The following is a 17,653-nucleotide window of genomic DNA, read 5'->3' on the forward strand; positions in this document are numbered from 1 at the left end:
GCCTAGAGGCCCAGCGCGGCTTCGAGCGCAGCGATTCGCGCGCCCTGCGCCTGTGAGACTGGCTGTGCGGCTTCGATCGCGACAGTGAGCGCCGGATAGGACGGCTGCCCCGCGACACCGCGCGCGATCGCGAGCTGCTCGAGCTCGACCAGAATGTTGAGCGCCGGCGCGCGCAGCGTGTCGAGCGTGGCGAGCGCGGCCTGCGCATCGAGCCATGCATCGCTTCCCGGCGCCGTGCCGCGCGCGACCGCGATTCGCGCTTCGGCGGCCTGCGCCGCGGCCGCAAAGGCGCGCTGCGCCTCGTCGAGCTCTGCGGCGAGCGCGGCGATGCGCGCGTCAAGCGCGGCGTCGGGCGTGGCCGGGGGAGCCGGTGCGGGAGACATACCGGCCGCATCCTCCAGCTCCACCGCGCGCGGCAGCAGCGAGGGATAGCGATCGGATTCGGCGCTGCATCCCGCGGTGGCGAGCAGGACGACGAGCGGAAAAACGAAGCAGCGCATGGATCAGGGTCTATGCGTCGTAAAAAGGCGAAGCAACGGGCTTGCGCTCTGCCGCGGACCTTTCTATGTCCCGCCCTCCAATGCGCGCCCGTAGCTCAGCTGGATAGAGCATCAGACTACGAATCTGAGGGTCGGACGTTCGAATCGTTCCGGGCGCGCCAATTTGGATCCAAAGCAAACGCCTGGCACCGCTGCCTCCGTTCCCCGGGGGCGGCGGTTCGCATTTCGGGCAGCGCGCTTTGCGGCCTGCGGTGCGAACCTGTTTCGGGATGACTGCATCCACCCGCTGCGCGACCTCGCGCAGAGCGGCAAGGCAGCGCGAGCTCCGGGTGCCGAGGCTAACGGCAATTCCGATCGGGCTGGAAATTGTTCAGCCGCCGCCGCAGGTTGGCGTGATACGCCTCGGTGGTGCCCGAGAGGTTCTCGGGTTTGGCGAAGCTCTCGATCGGCTTTCCCAGGCGCGCCAGCGCCAAGGTCCATTTGCGATCGTTCGATATCGTGCGACCGAGCAAGCCCTGACGATCGAGATCGATCAGCCGTGGCAATGCCGATGATCCTTCCGGACCGAGCCGGCAGAAGCCGATCCGCGCAGCGTCCGCCAAGGCAGCGTCGGCCTTTTCGTCGTCGGTGAGTTGTCGCCGGGGGCCCGCCCGCACCGCAGCCAAGGTGCGCGCGTGAACTTCGATGATGTCGAGCAGCAGAGGCACGGCGCCGGCACCGCGGTCAGCCTGCCGGGCAACGAGGCCGCTCGCCCGGCGGCGGGCGACGGGGTCGGAAAGCAATGTCGCAGATAGGGTCAGGCGGTCGGCGGACTGGCGGGCAGGACGACCATGATGCGCAGGCCGCCGATCGGCGAGCGGCCGGCTTCGATGCGGCCATGATGCGCCTCGACGATCGCGCGGGCAGTGGCGAGGCCGAGGCCGGACGCGGTCGCCATATCCTCGCGCGCTTCCGTCATGCGGTAGAAGGGTTCGAAGAGTCGCTGGGCCAGTCCGACATCGACGCCGGGGGCGCTGTCGTCGATGATCAGCCGCCATGCGTCGCGCGAGCCTTCGAGCCCGAGGACGATCCTGCCTCCGGCGGGGGTATAGCGCAGGCTGTTCTCGATGAGCGCGCCGAACAGCTGCTCGATCCGCTCGCCGTCCCACTTCACGAGGATCGTATATTCGGGCAGCGTGCTGGTTTCGAGCCGGACGCCCATCGCCAGCGCACGCTTGGAATTGCCCCAGACCGCATTGTGAATCAGCGCGCGCGGATCGACGTTCGCGAAGCGGACAGGGAGACGCCCCAGATCGGCGAGCGCCACTGCGCTCAGATCCTCCGCCATTCGCGTGAGCCGGCGCTGGTCGTCTTCGAGCGCCGTCATCAGCTCGGCATCGATCGGCGGCTCGGAAGCGGCGAGGAGGCTCAGCCGGCCGCCGAGCTCCTGCGTCGGGCGCTTGAGCTCGTCGGCGATGGAAACGAGCCAGGTGCGGCGCGCCGCTTCGACGCGGCTGAACTGGCGCGCGATCCGCTTCAAATTGCGGATCGTTCCGGCGATCTCCCGCGGCCCGCGCTCCTCGAACTCCACTTCGTCGTCGCCCTGAACCACGTCGCGGCTCATGCGATAGAGTTCTTCCTGCGGCCGCGCCCAGCGGCGGGCGATCTCATATGCGGCGACGAGCAGCGCGACGAACAGGCCGAGGACGATCGCCGCGATGCCGATATATTGCGTGGCGAGATAGCGGCGGTCTTCGCTAGTGAGCTGCGGCGGGCGCACCACCCGAGCGAGGGCGACCGTCTGGCCGTTCAGCACCACGGGGCGCTCGACGCGCGGCGGGGCAGTGGTGCTCGGCCCGGCGATCGGACGCCCGTCGGGGGTGACCAACGCAACTCGGCCACCCAAGCGCTGGGGATCGCGCATGTCGAGCTCGGGCATCAGCAATTCGAGGGGGCGGCCCGCGCGAGCGGCCTCGGCGGCAAGGGCGGCGAAAGCCTCGAGCCGTTCGCTGTCGCGCGCGGCGAGCTGGGCCATATAGGAACTGTGCATGTTCCAGACGAGCAGTCCGCCGGGAACGGCGGCCGCGAGCAGCGCCTGCCCGGCGAGCGTGAGGAACAGTCCGGTAAACAGCCGCACGCTTAGAATCTCCCCCCCGAGAGCATGGTGAATCGCCGGTTAGTCGTCAAAGCCCCGCGCGACAATCGGCTTCACCATTTCTGATTGTCGAGCGAATCCAGGATGCGCCCCCCCGCCATGAACACCGCGATCGGGCAGACGAAGAAGAGCAGCCAGCCCCCGAAGCCGGGAAACCGCTCGAGATAGTGGAGGCCGCGCTCCACCGCTCCCATGCTGAGGCCGTAGATCACGAGAAAGGCTTCGAACTTGGTCTTGATGGTGAAAAGGCGCGCAATCCTGTGCAACATGCCCGGAGTTAAGCAAGTGCCGCGCCAAGTGCGGAAAACCGCGAGACCAGGTTAATGCTTTTGGTTACCTGTCAATTAATTCGACAATTCCGAGCAGATCGAGCAACGCACGGCGCGCATCTGCAATCCGCGACAGGAGCGCGGGATCGGCGATCCCGTCGAAGGGAATCGCCTCGGGCCAATGCGCGGCGATCACTGCGCTGATCGCATCGAGCCGGGCCTCGTCGACAAGAAAGCGCGGATCGATGGTGGCGGGATCGGCGACGACGCGCAGACGCAGACACGCCGGCCCGCCGCCGTTCGCCATCGACTGGCGGACATCGACGACTTCGAGGTGCCGGATCGGCCCGTTCCCGGCGACATGCTCCTCGAGCCAGTTCCAGACGCTGGGGGTCTCGCGTGCCTCCGAGGGCAGCACCAGTGCCTGACCGCCGGCGGGGAGCGTCACCAGCTGGGCGTTGAAGAGGTAGGAGGCGATCGCATCTTCAAGGCTCACCCGCGCCGCCGGAACCTCGACGATCTCGACCTGCGGCATGGCGGCGCGCAGCGCGTCGTGTGGAAGCCCTCCCTGTCGGCGAACGCCTGTTCATGGGCGAACAGCACCGTCCCGTTGGCGACGGCGACGACATCATTATGAAAGGCGCCGGCGGCGATCGCCGCGTCCGATTGCTGCACGAACAAGGTGCGCGCCGGATCGAGCCGGTGGCGGCGCGCGACCGCGGCACTCGCCTCGCGGTGCTGACGCGCCGGAAAGGGGCCGCCGGAAACGCCGTAGACGAAGACCTCGACGCCCGGGAGATCGTGCGCCGGCGCGAGCCGCATGTGGTTCGCCGCGCCTTCGTCGCCGAACGGCGGCGGCACCGGCGCGTGCACCCGGAACGAATCCCCCGCGAAGGCGAGGCGGAGCTGCGCCAGCGTCTCGGGCCATTCGTGGCTGCGATGCGGCATCGTCACCAGATTGGCGACGGTGAGATGGCAGCGGCCGTCCGCGGTGTCGGGCGCGGGCGAAACGGTGGCGGCGTTGGCCGCCCACATCGCCGAGGCGGAGAGCGCCTGCGCTGGAGATGCGGCGGCGCCTCGGCATAGCGGGTGGCGAGGCTTTCGAGCCAGCGATGATCGGGGCGCGCATGCGGCAGCAGAATGCCCTGCGGCAGCCCGAGCGCGAGATTGGCGCGCATCTTGGCGATCCCCTGCAACGCCGCTTCACGCGGATGCGAGGTGAGGCCGCGGTTGCGGGTGGCAGCGAGATTCCCGGGACTGAGGCCCGCATAATTGTGCGAGGGGCCGATGATGCCGTCGAAGTTGATCTCGGTAAGCATCAGCGCCGCCCTCCGCACGACGGGTCAGCGCGCGACATGCAGCACCTCCGCGCCTTCGGCGATGTCGAGCGTCTCGGCGCAGAGCGGGTCGAGCGCGAGACCGGCGTCGCCGTGCTCCACCTGGCCATAGGCGCAGCGGAAATCGGCGAGCGTGCCGGTGGCGACGAGCGACGGCTCGCCGCCCTCGCGCACCGCCGCTACCGTGCCGGTGCGGGCTTCGCGCACCGTTTTCACCTGATCGGTGCGTGCGGTCATCGTCGGGCCGCCGTCGAAGATGTCGACGTAATTCTCATAGGCGAAGCCTTCATTCTCCAGCATCCGCATCGCCGCGCGGCCGCTGGGGTGCGGCACGCCGATCACGTTGCGCGCGCTCTCGGTGAGCATCGCGGTGTAGATCGGATGCTTGGGCATCAGATCGGCGATGAACTGATTGCCGTGGATGGCATTGAACTGATCGGCTTCCTGAAAGCTCATGCCGAAGAAGCGGCCCGCAACGCCGTCCCAGAAGGGCGAGCCGCCGGCTTCGTCGATCACGCCGCGCAGCTCGGCGAGGAGCCGCTCGGCGAAGCGGGCGCGATGGCGGCGGATAAAGAGATAGCGGCTGCGCGCGAGCAGCAGGCCGAGCCCGCCCGCGCGCTCGCCGGGATGGAGAAACAGGCCGCCGACTTCGGAGCAGCCCTCGAGATCGTTGACGAGGCCGAGGATTTCGGCGCGGAATGTGCGTTTCAGCTCCTCGCTGTGCTTGGTCACGGTGGACAGGCGATAGCTGTAGAAGGGCCAGCGCTGGCCGACCTGCGTGAAGATCTGGCAGGTGCCGCGAACTTCGCCGGTCCTGGCGTTTTCCAGCACCAGCACGAACAGCTCGTCGGCGACCACATCCTCGGTACGCGCGAAGGCGATATGGCTGCGCGCGAGCTTCGCCTTCAGCGCGTCGCGCTCGGGCGGCAGATTGGTGAAGCCGCCGCCGGTGAGCTTCGCCATTTCGTAGAGATGCTGCAGGTCCTCGTCGCGCGCGGCGCGGATGCGGAAGCTCATGGGGCTCCTTTGTCGATCAGCCGGAGAATGGTGAGCGCCGAAAGTGCGGCGCGTTCGGCCAGGCTTTCGGGAATGAGATATTCGTCGGACGAATGGATCGCGCCGCCGCGCGCGCCCATCGTATCCACCACCGGCACGCCGCAAGCGGCGATGTTGTTGCCGTCGCACACGCCGCCAGTGGCTTTCCAGGCGACGGGCACGCGAGATCGGCGCCGGCCGCCTTGACCAGCGCGAACAGCCGCTCGGCACCCGGATCGAGCGGCTTGGGCGGGCGATTGAAGCTGCCGTAGCGTTCGATTTTCACATCGTGGGCGGAGGCGACTTCGGCGAGCGCGGCGTCGATCGCGGCCTGGGCGGCGTCGATCGCCGCAGGGCTGCGCGGGCGGAAGTTGACACGCAGGATCGCGAGCTCGGGCACGACATTGTTCGGCCCGCCGCCGTCGATCCGAGCGGGATTGACCGACAGCCCCTCCTGCTTCGCCGCGGCGAGGCGGAGCGCCAGATCGGCGGCGGCGACGAGGGCGTTGCGCCCCTCCTCGGGATTGCGGCCGGCGTGCGCGCTGCGGCCGCGGACGACGAGCGCAAAATTTCCGGTGCCGCCGCGCGCGCCCGCGAGCGTGCCGTCGGGAAGCGCGGGCTCGTAGGTGAGGGCGGCGGCCTTGGCTCGTGCGGCGCGGGCGAGCAGCGCGGCCGAGCTGTGCGAGCCGGTCTCCTCGTCCGAGTTGAGGACGACCTCATAGCCGAACCGCGCGGCGAGCGGGCTTGCCTCGCATGCTTCGAGCGCGGCGAGCATCAGCGCGAGCCCGCCCTTCATGTCGGTGGCGCCGGGGGCGTTGAGATGCCCGTTGTCGAGCCAGCGCTCGGACTGGAAGGGGTGATCGACCGGGAACACCGTGTCCATATGACCGGTGAAGAGAAGCTGGACCGGCGCTTCGGGACGGACCGTGACGTGCAGGTGGCGCCCGTGGTCGAGCGCCTCGACGCGGCCGTCCAGCGTCACGCTCTCCACCGGATCAGGCTCCTCCAGCGTCAGGTGGCCGGGCAGCGCGGAAAAGGCATCGGCGAGCGCGTCGACCATGCGCGCGAGCCCCGGCAGGTTGCGCGTTCCGCTGTTGATCGCCGCCCAGGCACGGGTCCGTTCGAGCATCGGCGCGGCGCGTGCGCGCTCGACGGCATCGGCTTCGACGGAGGAAAGTTCTGTCATCGCCGGGGCACTAGCCCGAAATCGCGGCAAGGTGAACCGGCAGCGGCGCCTAGAAATCCACCACCACCGACGCGCGGGTCGTGGTGTCGGTGCTCACGCTGCCGGCGGGCGGCGCGCTTTCATACTGAAGCTGATAGGAAAGCTGCCCCGAAACCGGGCCGAAAAGCTTCGCGCGAACCGCCGTCTTGCTCAGCAGCGTGCTGTTGGCATTCTGGATATAGGCCGAGGCGTTCTGCAGGAAGGTGATCGTCGGCGAGAGCTTCCAGTCGAGATCGAGCGAGCCGCGGCCGCCCACCGTGCCTTCGGTGGTCCCGTCGGTGAAATTGGTCTGTCGAAACGCGGGGCCGAGTTCCAGCTCGACGGTGAGGCCCGAGCCGCGGACAGGGACATAGCCGAAGCCGGCCGAGAGCGAATAACGCTCGTCATAGCCGAGGAAACGGTCGCTTTCGAACTGTGCGGCGCCATAGACGTAGCTGCGGTCATCAATCTTGTAGTTGGGCTCATAGGCTGCGAGATAATGTTCGCGGCTGATAACGCCCCGGCTCTCCTGATAATCGACCTGGAGCCGCAGCTTGTGACGCCACTTCAATGCCTCGCGCCGCATGTCGAGCACGCCGCTGAGGCCGGTGGTGTGGGTGTTGCCGGTGGTGGCATAGCCGCCGAGTTCGGCGCGGCCCTTCACCAGCTCGAAGAAACCGGCCTGGCGCAGTTCGCGCTCGTGCGCGCGGCGGCGCTCGGTGCGCCACGTCTCGACCAGCGTCGCCACTGCCTCGGCGCTTTCGGGCGAGACGCCGCGGGCGTAGCGCATCAATACCGTGACGTCGCTGTCGCTGCCCGCTTCCATCGCAGCGTCGAGCATCGCCCGGATCGGCTGCGGAATAGTCTCCGGATCGCTCGTATTGGCGAGCAGCAGCGGCGCTGCGAGGAAAAGCAGGATACGCACGGCGAAGCTTTTAGGCACCGGGTTGCGGCGGGAAAAGGGCAGGCTCAGGCGGCTCCGCCGTTCCGCGCGAGCGGCTCGGCGAAGATTTCGAGCAGCCGCCGATAGAGATCGACCTTGAAGCCGACGATGATGTCCGGGAGTTCGGCGGGATCGGCCCAGCGCCAGGCGCGGAATTCGGGCTCGGGCGTGCGGATATCGATGTGATGGTCCTCGCCGGTGAAGCGGAAGAGGAACCAGCGCTGCCGCTGGCCGCGCCACTTGCCGTTCCAGACGACGCCGATCATCTCTTCGGGCAGATCATAGGTCAGTTCCTCGGGAGCCTCGGCGATCAGCTCGACATGATGGGGACGCACGCCGGTTTCCTCGCCCAGTTCGCGCAGCGCGGCCTGATAGGGATCCTCGCCGGGATCGATCCCGCCCTGCGGCATCTGCCACGCCTCGAGCACCGAATCGAGCCGCTGGCCCACGAATACGCGGCCGTCGCGATTGACGAGCATGACGCCCGCGCAGGGGCGGTAGGGAAGATCGGGCCTGGTCATCGCTTCTGTTCCTCACGCGCGCCGTGGCGAGTCGCGGGCCGCTCCTGCCAGCCCGGAAGTGCCGGCACAATTGCCGGCGTCATTCCGCCGCCTGCGCCATCACCCGCTGCGCTTCGGCTTCGCGGATCAGCCCCCGCAACGCGACGAGCGCGCCGGCGACGTCGCCGACGCTGGACGGAATGGCACGGCGGAGCGTGATGAAGCCGTGAATATTGCCGACCGCCTCGCGGAAGATCACCGGCACGCCCGCCTCGATCAGCCGTCCGGCATAGGCGCGGCCCTGATCGCGCAGCGGATCGAGACCAGCCGTGAGCACCAGTGCCGGCGGCAGGCCGTGCATCTCGCCCTGGAGCGGCGAAGCGCGCATGTGCTGGATATCGGCGCGATAGGCGTCGCCGAACCACTTCATGCCGTCATTGGTGAGGAGGAAGCCCTCGCCGAACAGCTGCTGCGAGCGATATTCGGTCTGGAGATCGACGGCGGGGTAGATGGGGAATTGCGCGATGATGACCGGCACTGCCGCCGGGCGATCGCGCAGCGCCATCGCCGTGACCACGGTGAGCGTGCCGCCCGCGCTGTCTCCGGCGAGCACGAGGCCAGTGACGTTGCGGCCGAGCGCGTCGGGGCTGGAGGCGATCCAGCGGGCGGCGGCTTCGGCATCGTCGGGCGCGGCGGGCCAGCAATGTTCGGGCGCGAGCCGATAATCGACCGAGATCACCGGCAGGTCGAGCGCGTGCGACAGCTCGGCACAGAAGCCCACGTGAGTCGCGACCGAACCGATCACGAACCCGCCGCCGTGATAAAAGACGAGGGCCGGGCCGGGCTCGCGATCGTCGCGGCAGTCGAACAGGCGTGCGGGGATCGGTTCCTGATCGCCGGGGATTTCGAGCGCGCGATCGACCGCGCAATCGCGGACGGGAAGATCGGCGAGATCCTTCATCGCGTCGAACTGCGCGCGCGCCGTCGCCGGATCGACTTCGTGCATTCGCGGCGTCGGCATCTTTTCCAGCATGTCGAGGAACTGGCGGACGTCGGAACGAACGAACGGATCGGACATAGGCGATACTCCAATGATGCGACCGGTTCGTAGAGGAGGCGGGCACCGCTGGTAAATGGCCGTGCGCGAGGCCCCGGCAAAGCGGCCGTTGCATCGGCCCTGCGTTTTTCTACCTTGGGAGAAGCGCTCGGCAGGCGTAATGCCACGCAGGACAAGACGAAAAGAACGACAGCAGGAACCGGCACATGGCAACCGCCACGCATCAGCTGACGCCCGAGGAGGCCTCGGCCAATCCGCCGCCCGAGGCGGTCGTCGTCCGCTTCGCAGGCGATTCCGGCGACGGCATGCAGCTGACCGGCGGCCAGTTCACCCTGTCGACCGCGCTCGCCGGCAACGATCTGGCGACCTTTCCCGACTTTCCCGCCGAAATCCGCGCACCGCAGGGCACGTTGTTCGGCGTTTCGGCCTTTCAGATCAACTTCGGATCGACCGAGATCGATACCGCCGGCGACGCGCCCGACGTGCTGATCGCGATGAACCCGGCGGCGCTGAAAGTGAATGTCGAGGCGCTCAAGCCCGGCGGGCTGATCATCGCCGACGAAGGCGAGTTCGGCGACCGCAATCTCGCCAAGGCGAAGTACGACTCCAATCCGCTCGAGGACGACAGCCTGGCGAAATGGCAGCTGATGAAGCTGAACATCTCGCAGCTGACGCTCGATGCGGTGAAGCCGTTCGGCCTGGGCAACAAGGAAGCGTTGCGCTGCAAGAACATGTGGACGCTGGGGCTGGCGCTCTGGATGTTCGATCGCGAGCGCCAGCCGATCGTCGACTGGCTCAAGGCCAAGTTCACCAAGGCGCCCGAGCTCGCCGAGGCGAATATCGCGGCGCTCAACGCGGGCCACGCCTATGGCGAGACCGCCGAGCTGGGCGGGCAGGTGGGCCGGCTGCACGTGCCTGCTGCCCCGGCCGAACCCGGCCTCTACCGCACCGTCACCGGCGCCGAATCGATCTCGCTCGGGCTGGTGGCGGGCGCGCAGCTCGCGTCGCTGCCGATGTTCTTCGGCGGCTATCCGATCACCCCCGCCTCGGCGATCCTGCATCACCTGAGCCGGCTCAAGGAATATGGCGTCACCACCTTTCAGGCGGAGGACGAGATCGCGGCGATCGCGGCGGCGCTGGGTGCTTCCTATGCGGGATCCCTCGGCGTCACCTCTTCCTCCGGGCCCGGCATCGCGCTGAAAGGCGAGGCGATGGGGCTGGCGATCATGACCGAGCTGCCGCTCGTCATCGTCAACAGCCAGCGCGGCGGCCCTTCGACCGGGCTGCCGACCAAGACCGAACAGTCGGACCTCTACCAGGCAGTCTATGGCCGCAACGGCGACGCGCCGATGCCGGTGTTGGCCGCGCGATCGGCGGCCGATTGCTTCGACGTGGCGATCGAGGCGGTGCGGATCGCGACACAATATATGACCCCGGTGATGCTGCTGACCGACGGCTATATCGCCAATGCCGCAGAGCCGTGGAAAGTGCCCGACATGAGCGGCTATGCGCCGTTCCCGGTGCAGTTCCTGACGACGCCGCCGGCGGAGGGCGAGACCTTCCTGCCCTATGCGCGCGATGAAAAAGGCGCGCGCCCCTGGGTGAAGCCCGGCACGCCCGGCCTGCTCCACCGCATCGGCGGGATCGAAAAGGCGACCGGGACCGGCAACATCGACTATTCGCCGGGCAACCATCAGGCGATGACCGACGCGCGCCGAGAAAAGGTAGCGAACGTCGACGTGCCCGATCAGGACGTCGCGCTGGGCGACACCAGCGGCAAGCTGGTCGTGGTCGGCTGGGGCTCGACCTATGGGCCGATCTATCAGGCCGTGCGCCGCGCGCGCCGCAAGGGCCTCGACGTGAGCCACGTCCACATCCGCCACATCTGGCCGATGCCGAAAAATCTGGGCGCGCTGCTGAAGGGATACGAGAATATCCTCGTACCCGAGATGAACACCGGCCAACTCAAGACCGTGCTGCGCGACCAGTTCCTCGTCGATGCACGGCCGCTCAACAAGGTGTCGGGCCAACCCTTCCGCATTGCGGAGATCGAGGCGGCGATCGGCGCGTTTTTCGACGGCGTGCCGGACAACGAGGGCGGGGAAGTGCGCCCCGACGACAGCCAGTTGCCGAGCCCCGAGGCAGTGAACCCGTGACCGGAACTGCATTGGCCTTACTTTACTTTCCCCTAACTTTCCGAGGCTCCGGCCATGAACGAGATGACGCCCGTCAAGACCAGCCCCAAGGACTGGGAAACCGACCAGGAGGTCCGCTGGTGCCCGGGCTGCGGCGACTATGCGATCCTGAAGGCGGTGCAGCGCACCATGCCCGAGATCGGCGCCACGCCGGAGAACACGGTCTTCATCAGCGGCATCGGCTGCTCGTCGCGCTTTCCCTATTATATGGAAACCTATGGCTTCCACACCATCCACGGCCGCGCGCCGGCGGTGGCGACGGGAGTGAAGCTCGCCAATCCCGATCTCGACGTGTGGATCATCACCGGCGACGGTGATGGCCTGTCGATCGGCGGCAATCACACGATGCACATCCTGCGCCGCAATCTCGATTGCCAGATCCTGCTGTTCAACAACGAGATCTATGGCCTGACCAAAGGGCAATATTCGCCCACCAGCCGCGAGGGGACGCGCTCGCCCTCGACTCCGTTCGGATCGGTCGATCATCCGGCCAAGCCCTGTGCCTTCGCGCTCGGCTCGGGCGCGCGGTTCGTCGCGCGGGGGATCGACGTCAACAAGAAGCTGCCCGAAGTGCTGAAGGCCGCGCATGCCCACAAGGGCGCGGCGTTCGTCGAGATCTTCCAGAATTGCATCGTCTACAACGACGAGGTTTTCGAGCCCTTTACTGCCAAGCCGAACGCAGTCACGAACCAGCTGTGGGTGGAGGACGGCGCGCCGCTGCTGTTTGCCGGCGGCACGAGGGGGCTGGCGCTCGATCGCGATACGCTGACGCTGAAGGTTGTCGAGGTGAACGACGGCGAGTGGGAAGCGGCGGGCGTGCTGGTGCACGACGTGACCAACCGCACCATCGCGCATCTGCTGGTCGAGATGCCGTTCGGGCCGTTCCCGATGGCGCTGGGCGTACTCTATGACGATCCGGCGGCGACGTTCGAAAGCGCGGTCGTCGCGCAGCACAGGGCGGTCGCCGAAGGAAAGCCGGCCGACCTGCAGAAGCTGGCGGCGAAGGGCCAGACCTGGATGGTGGACAAGGCGCCGCACGCGCTCTGACGGAACAAGCGGGGCCCTCCACCCATTCTTCCCTCCGGGTTTTTCGCAGAGGAGGAGAGAAGATGCGTTTTTCGAGCAGAATCGCGATCGGTTGCGCGACACTGGCCGCCGCCGGCGTGCTGGCGGCATGCAACGCCGAGCCAGAAGTCGAGCCCGTCGAAACGACGGCGCTTGAAGACAACACCTATGTCGCCGTGCCGGTGCCGGTCGACATGATGAACGTCACGCTGGCGCCCGAGCAGCAGCAGCGGCGCTCGGGGCTCGACCAGGCCGGCTATTATCGTGACGTGCGCACGCTGGAGGACGAGTATCTCGCGACTGTCGAAGCGACGCCGATCCCCGGCGGCACCGGCAACATGAGCGGCGGAAGCGACATGGCGTCGACCGACTCCGGCGGAACGATGAGCGGCAGCGCGGGCTCGACGAGCAGCGACACGGCCACGATGAGCGACTCCACCGGCAGCACGATGAGCGGCTCGGCCGGGAGCATGGCCAGCGGCGGCATGGACACCGGCCGGATGACGTTCGAGGAGCTCGACCGCAACGACGACGGCCAGCTTTCGGTCGCGGAGTTCGCAATCTATGCGGTGGGTCTCGATCCGAATGCGCCCAAGCCGAACGACGAGACGATGCCCTATGCCCGTCCCGAGCAGCTGAATCGCGCGGCAGACGGCTTCTTCTACTATGACACCAACGGCGACACCTATCTGCAGCCCGACGAGTTCGCGGCGGCGCGCCAGAACATGAGCTGACCGGGAGAAACCGGCACAAGCGCAGCGACGCGTCCTCCCCCGGCGGGGCGGGCGCGTCGTTCCGTATCGGGGGATGCGACAACGATGACGAAGCCCGTGCTGCTGTGGCTGCGCCAGGATCTGCGGCTGCACGACCAGCCCGCGCTCACCGCCGCCTGCGGAGAGGGGCCGGTGATTCCGGTCTATGTGCTCGACGATGAGACGCCGGGCAGATGGCGGATCGGCGCGGCGCAGCGCTGGTGGCTGCACCACAGCCTCGCCGCGCTCGCCGACGCGCTGAAAGACAAGGGGGCGCGGTTGATCCTGCGCCGCGGCCGGGCGGCCGAGGTGCTCGGAGCGCTCGCCGGGGAAACCGGCGCCGAGCGCATCCACGCGATCCGCCATGCCGAACCCTGGTGGCGCGCGGCCGAGGACGCGCTGGGCGAGCGGCTGTCCCTGCACGACGGCAATCACCTGGCGCCGCTCGGCGCGGTCACTACCGGATCGGGCGGACATTATAAGGTCTATTCCGCTTTCTGGCGGGCGCTGGGCGAGCGGATGCCGCCCGGCGACGCTCTCCCGAGCCCGCACCGCATTCCCGCACCCGAGCGATGGCCCGAAAGCGAGGCACTGGCCGACTGGAAGCTGCTGCCCGAGAAGCCCGACTGGGCCGCCGCATTCGGCGACGCCTGGACGCCGGGCGAAGCCGAGGCGCACCGGAAGGCGGAGCGTTTCGCGGCGCAGGTCGCCGCCTATAGTGCCCAGCGCGATCTGCCGAGCGCGGACGCGACAGCGCGCCTGTCGCCGCACCTGCATTTCGGCGAAATCTCGCCGCGCAGCCTGTGGAACGCAGTCGCGGCGGCCGACGCCGGCATGAAGTTCCGCAAGGAGCTCGCCTGGCGCGACTTCGCAAGCAACCTGGTGCTCGACATGCCCGATTATGGCGCGCGCAACGGGCGCGCCAGGTTCGACGCGCTGCGCTGGCGGAGCGGAGCGGGGCAGAGGCGGATCTGCGCGCGTGGCAGCGCGGCCGCACCGGCTATCCGATCGTCGATGCGGGGATGCGGCAGCTGTGGGCGACCGGATGGATGCACAACCGTGTTCGGATGATCGCGGCAAGCTTCCTGGTGAAGCACCTGCTGATCGACTGGCGTGAAGGCGAACGCTGGTTCTGGGACACGCTGGTCGATGCCGATTACGCCAACAATGCCGTGAACTGGCAATGGGTTTCGGGCACCGGGATCGATTCGAACATGTGGGGGCGGATCATGGCGCCGCTCGTCCAGTCCGAGCGGTTCGACGCCGGCGCCTATATCCGCGAGTGGGTGCCCGAACTGGCCGCGGTGTCCGCAGCGGCGATCCACGATCCCGAGGCGGAGGGATGCCGCCCCGCGGCCTATCCCGCGAAGATCGTGGCGCATCGCGAGGGCCGCCAACGCGCGCTGGAGGCCGCGGCGCGGCTCGGCTGAACGAGGGTTGCCGCAAATCCGCTTGCCCGCGCGCGGCGTCGCGTGCATCTAGGGCGGCGATGAGCGCACCGGTGCGGAACAGGGGCCGTCGGTACGGAGGGGGACGTTCGGGCGCATCGCCGGGCGGCTGGTTGCTGGTGCCCTTCGCTCCCTTCTTCCGCAGGATGCTCGACCAGCTCGATGCGCGCATGGAATTGGGCGCGCTTCAACTCACCCTTCCCGACGGGAGCGGGCGAATGCTGGGTGGCCGTGCGCAGGGGCCCGCAGCGGTCGTCGAGCTGCGCAGCTGGCGCGCGCTGCTGCGGCTGGCGCTCGACGGATCGAGCGGCTGGTACGAAGCCTGGGCGGCGGGCGAATGGGCGAGCCCCGATCCCGTGCAGCTCTTCGCGCTGTTCAGCGCCAACCGCCGCACGCTGGCGCGGCAGGCGCGGGCGAGCGGACTCGCGCGGCTCGCCAAGCGTGCCGCGCATTGGCTGCGCCGCAACAGCCGGATCGGGGCGCGTCGGAACATCGAATATCATTACGACCTGGGCAACGACTTCTACGAGGCGTGGCTCGATCCGGGCATGACCTATTCGAGCGGGCTCTATGCCGCTCCCGGCCAGTCGCTCGAGGAGGCGCAGGCAGCGAAGCTGGAGGTGATGTTGGCGCGGACCGGGACGGCGCCGGGCGACACGATCCTGGAAATCGGCTGCGGCTGGGGATCGTTCGCGGAAACCGCTGCGCGGGCGGGGCGCAAGGTGCACGCCATCACGCTTTCCAGCGAGCAGAAGCGCTTTGCCGAAGCGCGCATGGCACGGCAAGGGCTGGATGGCGTCACCATTTCCCTTACCGACTATCGCGAAGTCGACGACCGCTTCGACGCGGTCGCCAGCATCGAGATGGTCGAAGCGGTCGGCGAGGAATATTGGAGCGCCTATCTGAGTGCCGTCGCGCGCGCGCTGAAGCCGGGCGGCAGGGCGGCGATCCAGTATATCAGCTTCGACGATGCGCTGTTCGCCGGCTATGCCCGCAACGTCGACTTCATCCAGACCTATATCTTTCCGGGCGGGTTGCTGATCCACGAAAGCCGCTTCAGGGCGATCGCCGAGCGCTGCGGCTTGCGCTGGGAGGATCGGGTGTCGTTCGGCGCAAGCTATGCCGAGACGCTGCGGCAGTGGCGGGCGAATTTCGACGCCGCAGTGGCGGCGGGCCGGCTTCCGACGGAATTCGACAGCGGGTTCATTGCCTTGTGGCGCTATTATCTGATGTATTGCGAGGGCGGGTTTCGCGGCGGGAGTACCGATGTCGCGCAAGTCACGCTGATAAAGGAGAGATGATGCGGACGTTTCTGATGCTGTCGGCGCTGGCGCTGGCAACCCCGCTGGCGGCACAGGACGCGCCGGTCACCGCCGTGCCGCAGAGCGAAGCCGAGCAGAGCCGGCTGCGCCAGGTGGGTGCCGAGGTGCTGTTTTGGTCGCAGGAGCAGCGCGACGCGAACTTTCCGAACATGGAGAAGGTGTTTCCGGTGCATGTCGTCGAGGCGTCGGCGACGCCCCGGCCGCTGCCGCCGGGTGCGCCGCTGCCGATCGACGCCGCCGCGCTCGACGCGTTCATCGCCGAGCAGAATATCGCGGGACTGATCGTGGTGCAGGACGGCAAGGTCCGGCTCGAGCGCTATGCGCGCGGCTATGGTCCCGAGGGGCGCTGGACGAGCTTCTCGGTCGCGAAATCCTTCACCTCGACGCTGCTGGGGGCGGCGATCGCCGACGGTTATATCGACTCGGTCGACGAGCCGGTGACCAAATATATCCCGGAGCTGGCCGGCAGCGCCTATGACGGGGTGAGCATCGCGCAGCTGCTGACGATGACCTCGGGCGCGCGGTGGAACGAGGACTATACGGACCCGAATTCGGATGTCGCGCGCATGTTCCTCGAGCCGGTGCCGGCGGGGGAAGACCCGACCGTCTATTTCATGCGCCGGCTGGAGCGCGAAGCCGAGCCGGGCAGCAAATGGGTGTACAAGACCGGCGAGACGAATCTGATCGGCGTGCTGGTGCGCAACGCCACCGGCAAGAGCCTGGCGGAGTATCTGAGCGAGAAGGTCTGGCAGCCCTATGGCATGGAGACCGACGCGGTGTGGATGGTCGATCCGTCGGGCAACGAGGTGAGCGGCTGCTGCCTTTCGGTGAGCCTGCGCGACTATGCCCGCTTCGGCCAGTTCATCCTGGAAGGCGCGCCGGGCGTAGTGCCCGAAGGATGGATGGCCGATGCGACTCGGGCGCACGCGACGGTGCGGCCAGGCGGCTTCGGCTACGGCTATCAATGGTGGACCTATCCCGAAGGCCGCTATGGCGCGCAGGGGATTTTCGGCCAGACCATCACGATCGACCCCGAGAGCCGCACGGTAGTGGTGATCTCCGGCGCATGGCCGCGCGCGAGCGATCCGGCGCTGTGGGCGGAGCGGGCGGCGTTCGTCGACCGGCTGATCGACGCGACCGACGCCGAGTGATCGCCGCCACTCGGGCTTAGTCTACTCGCTCGAAATGCCCGACTTCGAAGCCGTTGACGGCCAGCGCGAGAATGCGCTCCGCCACGGCTTCGGGGGGTTTGAGGCTCTGGGGATCCTCGCCGGGAAAGGCGCGCTCGCGCATCTTGGTGCGCGTGGCGCCCGGATCGACGATCGCGACCCGGATGCCGGTGATGTGGCGCACTTCCTCGCCATAAGCGAGCAGCAGCGTTTCGAACGCGGCCTTCGACGCGCCATAGGCGGCCCAATAGGCGCGCGGATTGCGGCCGACGCTGGAGGTGAGGCCGATCACCCGCGCGCCGCCCTCCGCCTTGCGGAGCAGCGGATCGAACGACGTGAGCAGTGCCGCCTGGGCGCTGACGTTGAGCGTCAGCACCTGTGCGAACTCCTTCGAATCGATCGCCGGAACGGCCGCGAGCGAGCCGAGCATCGCGGCGTTGAGAACCAGGATATCGAGTGCGGGCCAGCGTTCGGCGACGGCAGCGGCGAGCCGCGCGATCGAATCCTTTTCGGTGAGGTCCATCGGAGCGATGGTGGCAGTGCCGCCCGCCTGATGGATCGCTTCCTCGACTTCCTCGAGCGCGCCCGCGGTGCGCGCAGTGAGGATCACGTGGGCGCCCCGCGCCGCGAGTGCCTTGGCAGTGGCGGCGCCGATGCCGCGGCTGGCGCCGGTGACGAGCGCGACCTTACCGGAGAGTGACGTTTCGGACATGCGCGCCGCCT

14 protein-coding genes, 1 tRNA gene and 3 pseudogenes are annotated in these 17,653 nt (G+C 68.0%); 7 read left to right on the plus strand and 11 right to left on the minus strand.

The window, feature by feature from the left end:
• Window positions 1-2: 2 nt before the first annotated feature.
• Window positions 3-500 (minus strand): hypothetical protein, encoded by a 498-nt coding sequence (locus ACQ450_RS01990; RefSeq protein WP_431470299.1) that lies wholly within the window; start codon window positions 498-500, stop codon window positions 3-5.
• A gap of 84 nt (window positions 501-584) precedes the next feature.
• Here ACQ450_RS01990 and ACQ450_RS01995 point away from each other — a divergent pair.
• Window positions 585-661: transfer RNA gene (locus tag ACQ450_RS01995), tRNA-Arg, on the plus strand.
• A 177-nt stretch (window positions 662-838) separates the two neighbouring features.
• Here ACQ450_RS01995 and ACQ450_RS02000 read toward each other — a convergent pair.
• From ACQ450_RS02000 to ACQ450_RS02040, 9 genes and pseudogenes are all read right to left on the minus strand, one after another.
• Complete coding sequence (locus ACQ450_RS02000) at window positions 839-1,282, minus strand: hypothetical protein (RefSeq protein WP_431470300.1); 444 nt, start codon at window positions 1,280-1,282, stop codon at window positions 839-841.
• Between the two features lie 14 nt (window positions 1,283-1,296).
• Window positions 1,297-2,616, minus strand: coding sequence for an ATP-binding protein (locus ACQ450_RS02005; RefSeq protein WP_431470301.1), 1,320 nt, complete (start codon window positions 2,614-2,616; stop codon window positions 1,297-1,299).
• Between the two features lie 71 nt (window positions 2,617-2,687).
• Entirely contained in the window at window positions 2,688-2,903 is a 216-nt protein-coding gene (locus ACQ450_RS02010) for a hypothetical protein (RefSeq protein ID WP_188054871.1), read from the minus strand.
• Between the two features lie 64 nt (window positions 2,904-2,967).
• Window positions 2,968-4,222 (minus strand): annotated as a pseudogene (locus ACQ450_RS02015) (N-succinylarginine dihydrolase).
• A 24-nt stretch (window positions 4,223-4,246) separates the two neighbouring features.
• On the minus strand, window positions 4,247-5,257 hold the full coding sequence (locus ACQ450_RS02020) for an arginine N-succinyltransferase (protein ID WP_431470302.1): 1,011 nt from the start codon (window positions 5,255-5,257) through the stop codon (window positions 4,247-4,249).
• Window positions 5,254-6,461 (minus strand): annotated as a pseudogene (locus ACQ450_RS02025) (hydrolase). The gene ACQ450_RS02020 and the pseudogene ACQ450_RS02025 overlap by 4 nt, the downstream one beginning before the upstream one ends.
• Window positions 6,462-6,510: 49 nt before the next feature.
• Window positions 6,511-7,404, minus strand: a complete 894-nt coding sequence (locus ACQ450_RS02030; protein ID WP_431470303.1) for a DUF481 domain-containing protein — start codon at window positions 7,402-7,404, stop codon at window positions 6,511-6,513.
• A gap of 44 nt (window positions 7,405-7,448) precedes the next feature.
• Entirely contained in the window at window positions 7,449-7,943 is a 495-nt protein-coding gene (locus ACQ450_RS02035) for an RNA pyrophosphohydrolase (RefSeq protein ID WP_431470304.1), read from the minus strand.
• Between the two features lie 79 nt (window positions 7,944-8,022).
• Window positions 8,023-9,000: an alpha/beta hydrolase gene (locus ACQ450_RS02040; protein ID WP_431470305.1), complete on the minus strand. Its 978-nt coding sequence runs from the start codon at window positions 8,998-9,000 to the stop codon at window positions 8,023-8,025.
• A gap of 185 nt (window positions 9,001-9,185) precedes the next feature.
• On the opposite strand from ACQ450_RS02040, the gene ACQ450_RS02045 reads away from it, so the two are divergent.
• The 6 genes and pseudogenes from ACQ450_RS02045 (at window position 9,186) to ACQ450_RS02070 (ending at window position 16,912) form a co-directional block, all read left to right on the plus strand.
• A complete protein-coding gene (locus ACQ450_RS02045; protein ID WP_431470306.1) occupies window positions 9,186-11,135 on the plus strand; it encodes a 2-oxoacid:acceptor oxidoreductase subunit alpha in 1,950 nt (649 codons plus the stop codon).
• Between the two features lie 54 nt (window positions 11,136-11,189).
• Window positions 11,190-12,221, plus strand: coding sequence for a 2-oxoacid:ferredoxin oxidoreductase subunit beta (locus tag ACQ450_RS02050; protein ID WP_431470307.1), 1,032 nt, complete (start codon window positions 11,190-11,192; stop codon window positions 12,219-12,221).
• A gap of 62 nt (window positions 12,222-12,283) precedes the next feature.
• A complete protein-coding gene (locus ACQ450_RS02055) occupies window positions 12,284-12,973 on the plus strand; it encodes a hypothetical protein (RefSeq protein WP_431470308.1) in 690 nt (229 codons plus the stop codon).
• An 84-nt stretch (window positions 12,974-13,057) separates the two neighbouring features.
• Window positions 13,058-14,421 (plus strand): annotated as a pseudogene (locus ACQ450_RS02060) (cryptochrome/photolyase family protein).
• Window positions 14,422-14,480: 59 nt separating this feature from the next.
• Entirely contained in the window at window positions 14,481-15,740 is a 1,260-nt protein-coding gene (locus tag ACQ450_RS02065) for a class I SAM-dependent methyltransferase (RefSeq protein WP_431470309.1), read from the plus strand.
• Complete coding sequence (locus ACQ450_RS02070; protein ID WP_431470310.1) at window positions 15,737-16,912, plus strand: serine hydrolase domain-containing protein; 1,176 nt, start codon at window positions 15,737-15,739, stop codon at window positions 16,910-16,912. The genes ACQ450_RS02065 and ACQ450_RS02070 overlap by 4 nt, the downstream gene beginning before the upstream one ends.
• A gap of 16 nt (window positions 16,913-16,928) precedes the next feature.
• Here ACQ450_RS02070 and ACQ450_RS02075 read toward each other — a convergent pair whose 3' ends face one another.
• Entirely contained in the window at window positions 16,929-17,642 is a 714-nt protein-coding gene (locus tag ACQ450_RS02075; protein WP_431470311.1) for an SDR family NAD(P)-dependent oxidoreductase, read from the minus strand.
• Between the last annotated feature and the right edge of the window lie 11 nt (window positions 17,643-17,653).

This window comes from Sphingosinithalassobacter sp. LHW66-3, assembly GCF_050703275.1.
Taxonomy (GTDB): Bacteria; Pseudomonadota; Alphaproteobacteria; order Sphingomonadales; family Sphingomonadaceae; genus Sphingomonas.

What these genes read in the sequence shown, in the direction of transcription:
- ACQ450_RS01990 (WP_431470299.1), bottom strand. Translation starts at nt 500, where the DNA reads ATGCGCTGCTTCGTTTTTCCGCTCGTCGTCCTGCTCGCCACCGCGGGA.
- ACQ450_RS02010 (WP_188054871.1), bottom strand. Translation starts at nt 2,903, where the DNA reads ATGTTGCACAGGATTGCGCGCCTTTTCACCATCAAGACCAAGTTCGAA.
- ACQ450_RS02020 (WP_431470302.1), bottom strand. Translation starts at nt 5,257, where the DNA reads ATGAGCTTCCGCATCCGCGCCGCGCGCGACGAGGACCTGCAGCATCTC.
- ACQ450_RS02035 (WP_431470304.1), bottom strand. Translation starts at nt 7,943, where the DNA reads ATGACCAGGCCCGATCTTCCCTACCGCCCCTGCGCGGGCGTCATGCTC.
- ACQ450_RS02040 (WP_431470305.1), bottom strand. Translation starts at nt 9,000, where the DNA reads ATGTCCGATCCGTTCGTTCGTTCCGACGTCCGCCAGTTCCTCGACATG.
- ACQ450_RS02045 (WP_431470306.1), top strand. Translation starts at nt 9,186, where the DNA reads ATGGCAACCGCCACGCATCAGCTGACGCCCGAGGAGGCCTCGGCCAAT.
- ACQ450_RS02050 (WP_431470307.1), top strand. Translation starts at nt 11,190, where the DNA reads ATGAACGAGATGACGCCCGTCAAGACCAGCCCCAAGGACTGGGAAACC.
- ACQ450_RS02055 (WP_431470308.1), top strand. Translation starts at nt 12,284, where the DNA reads ATGCGTTTTTCGAGCAGAATCGCGATCGGTTGCGCGACACTGGCCGCC.
- ACQ450_RS02065 (WP_431470309.1), top strand. Translation starts at nt 14,481, where the DNA reads ATGAGCGCACCGGTGCGGAACAGGGGCCGTCGGTACGGAGGGGGACGT.
- ACQ450_RS02070 (WP_431470310.1), top strand. Translation starts at nt 15,737, where the DNA reads ATGATGCGGACGTTTCTGATGCTGTCGGCGCTGGCGCTGGCAACCCCG.
- ACQ450_RS02075 (WP_431470311.1), bottom strand. Translation starts at nt 17,642, where the DNA reads ATGTCCGAAACGTCACTCTCCGGTAAGGTCGCGCTCGTCACCGGCGCC.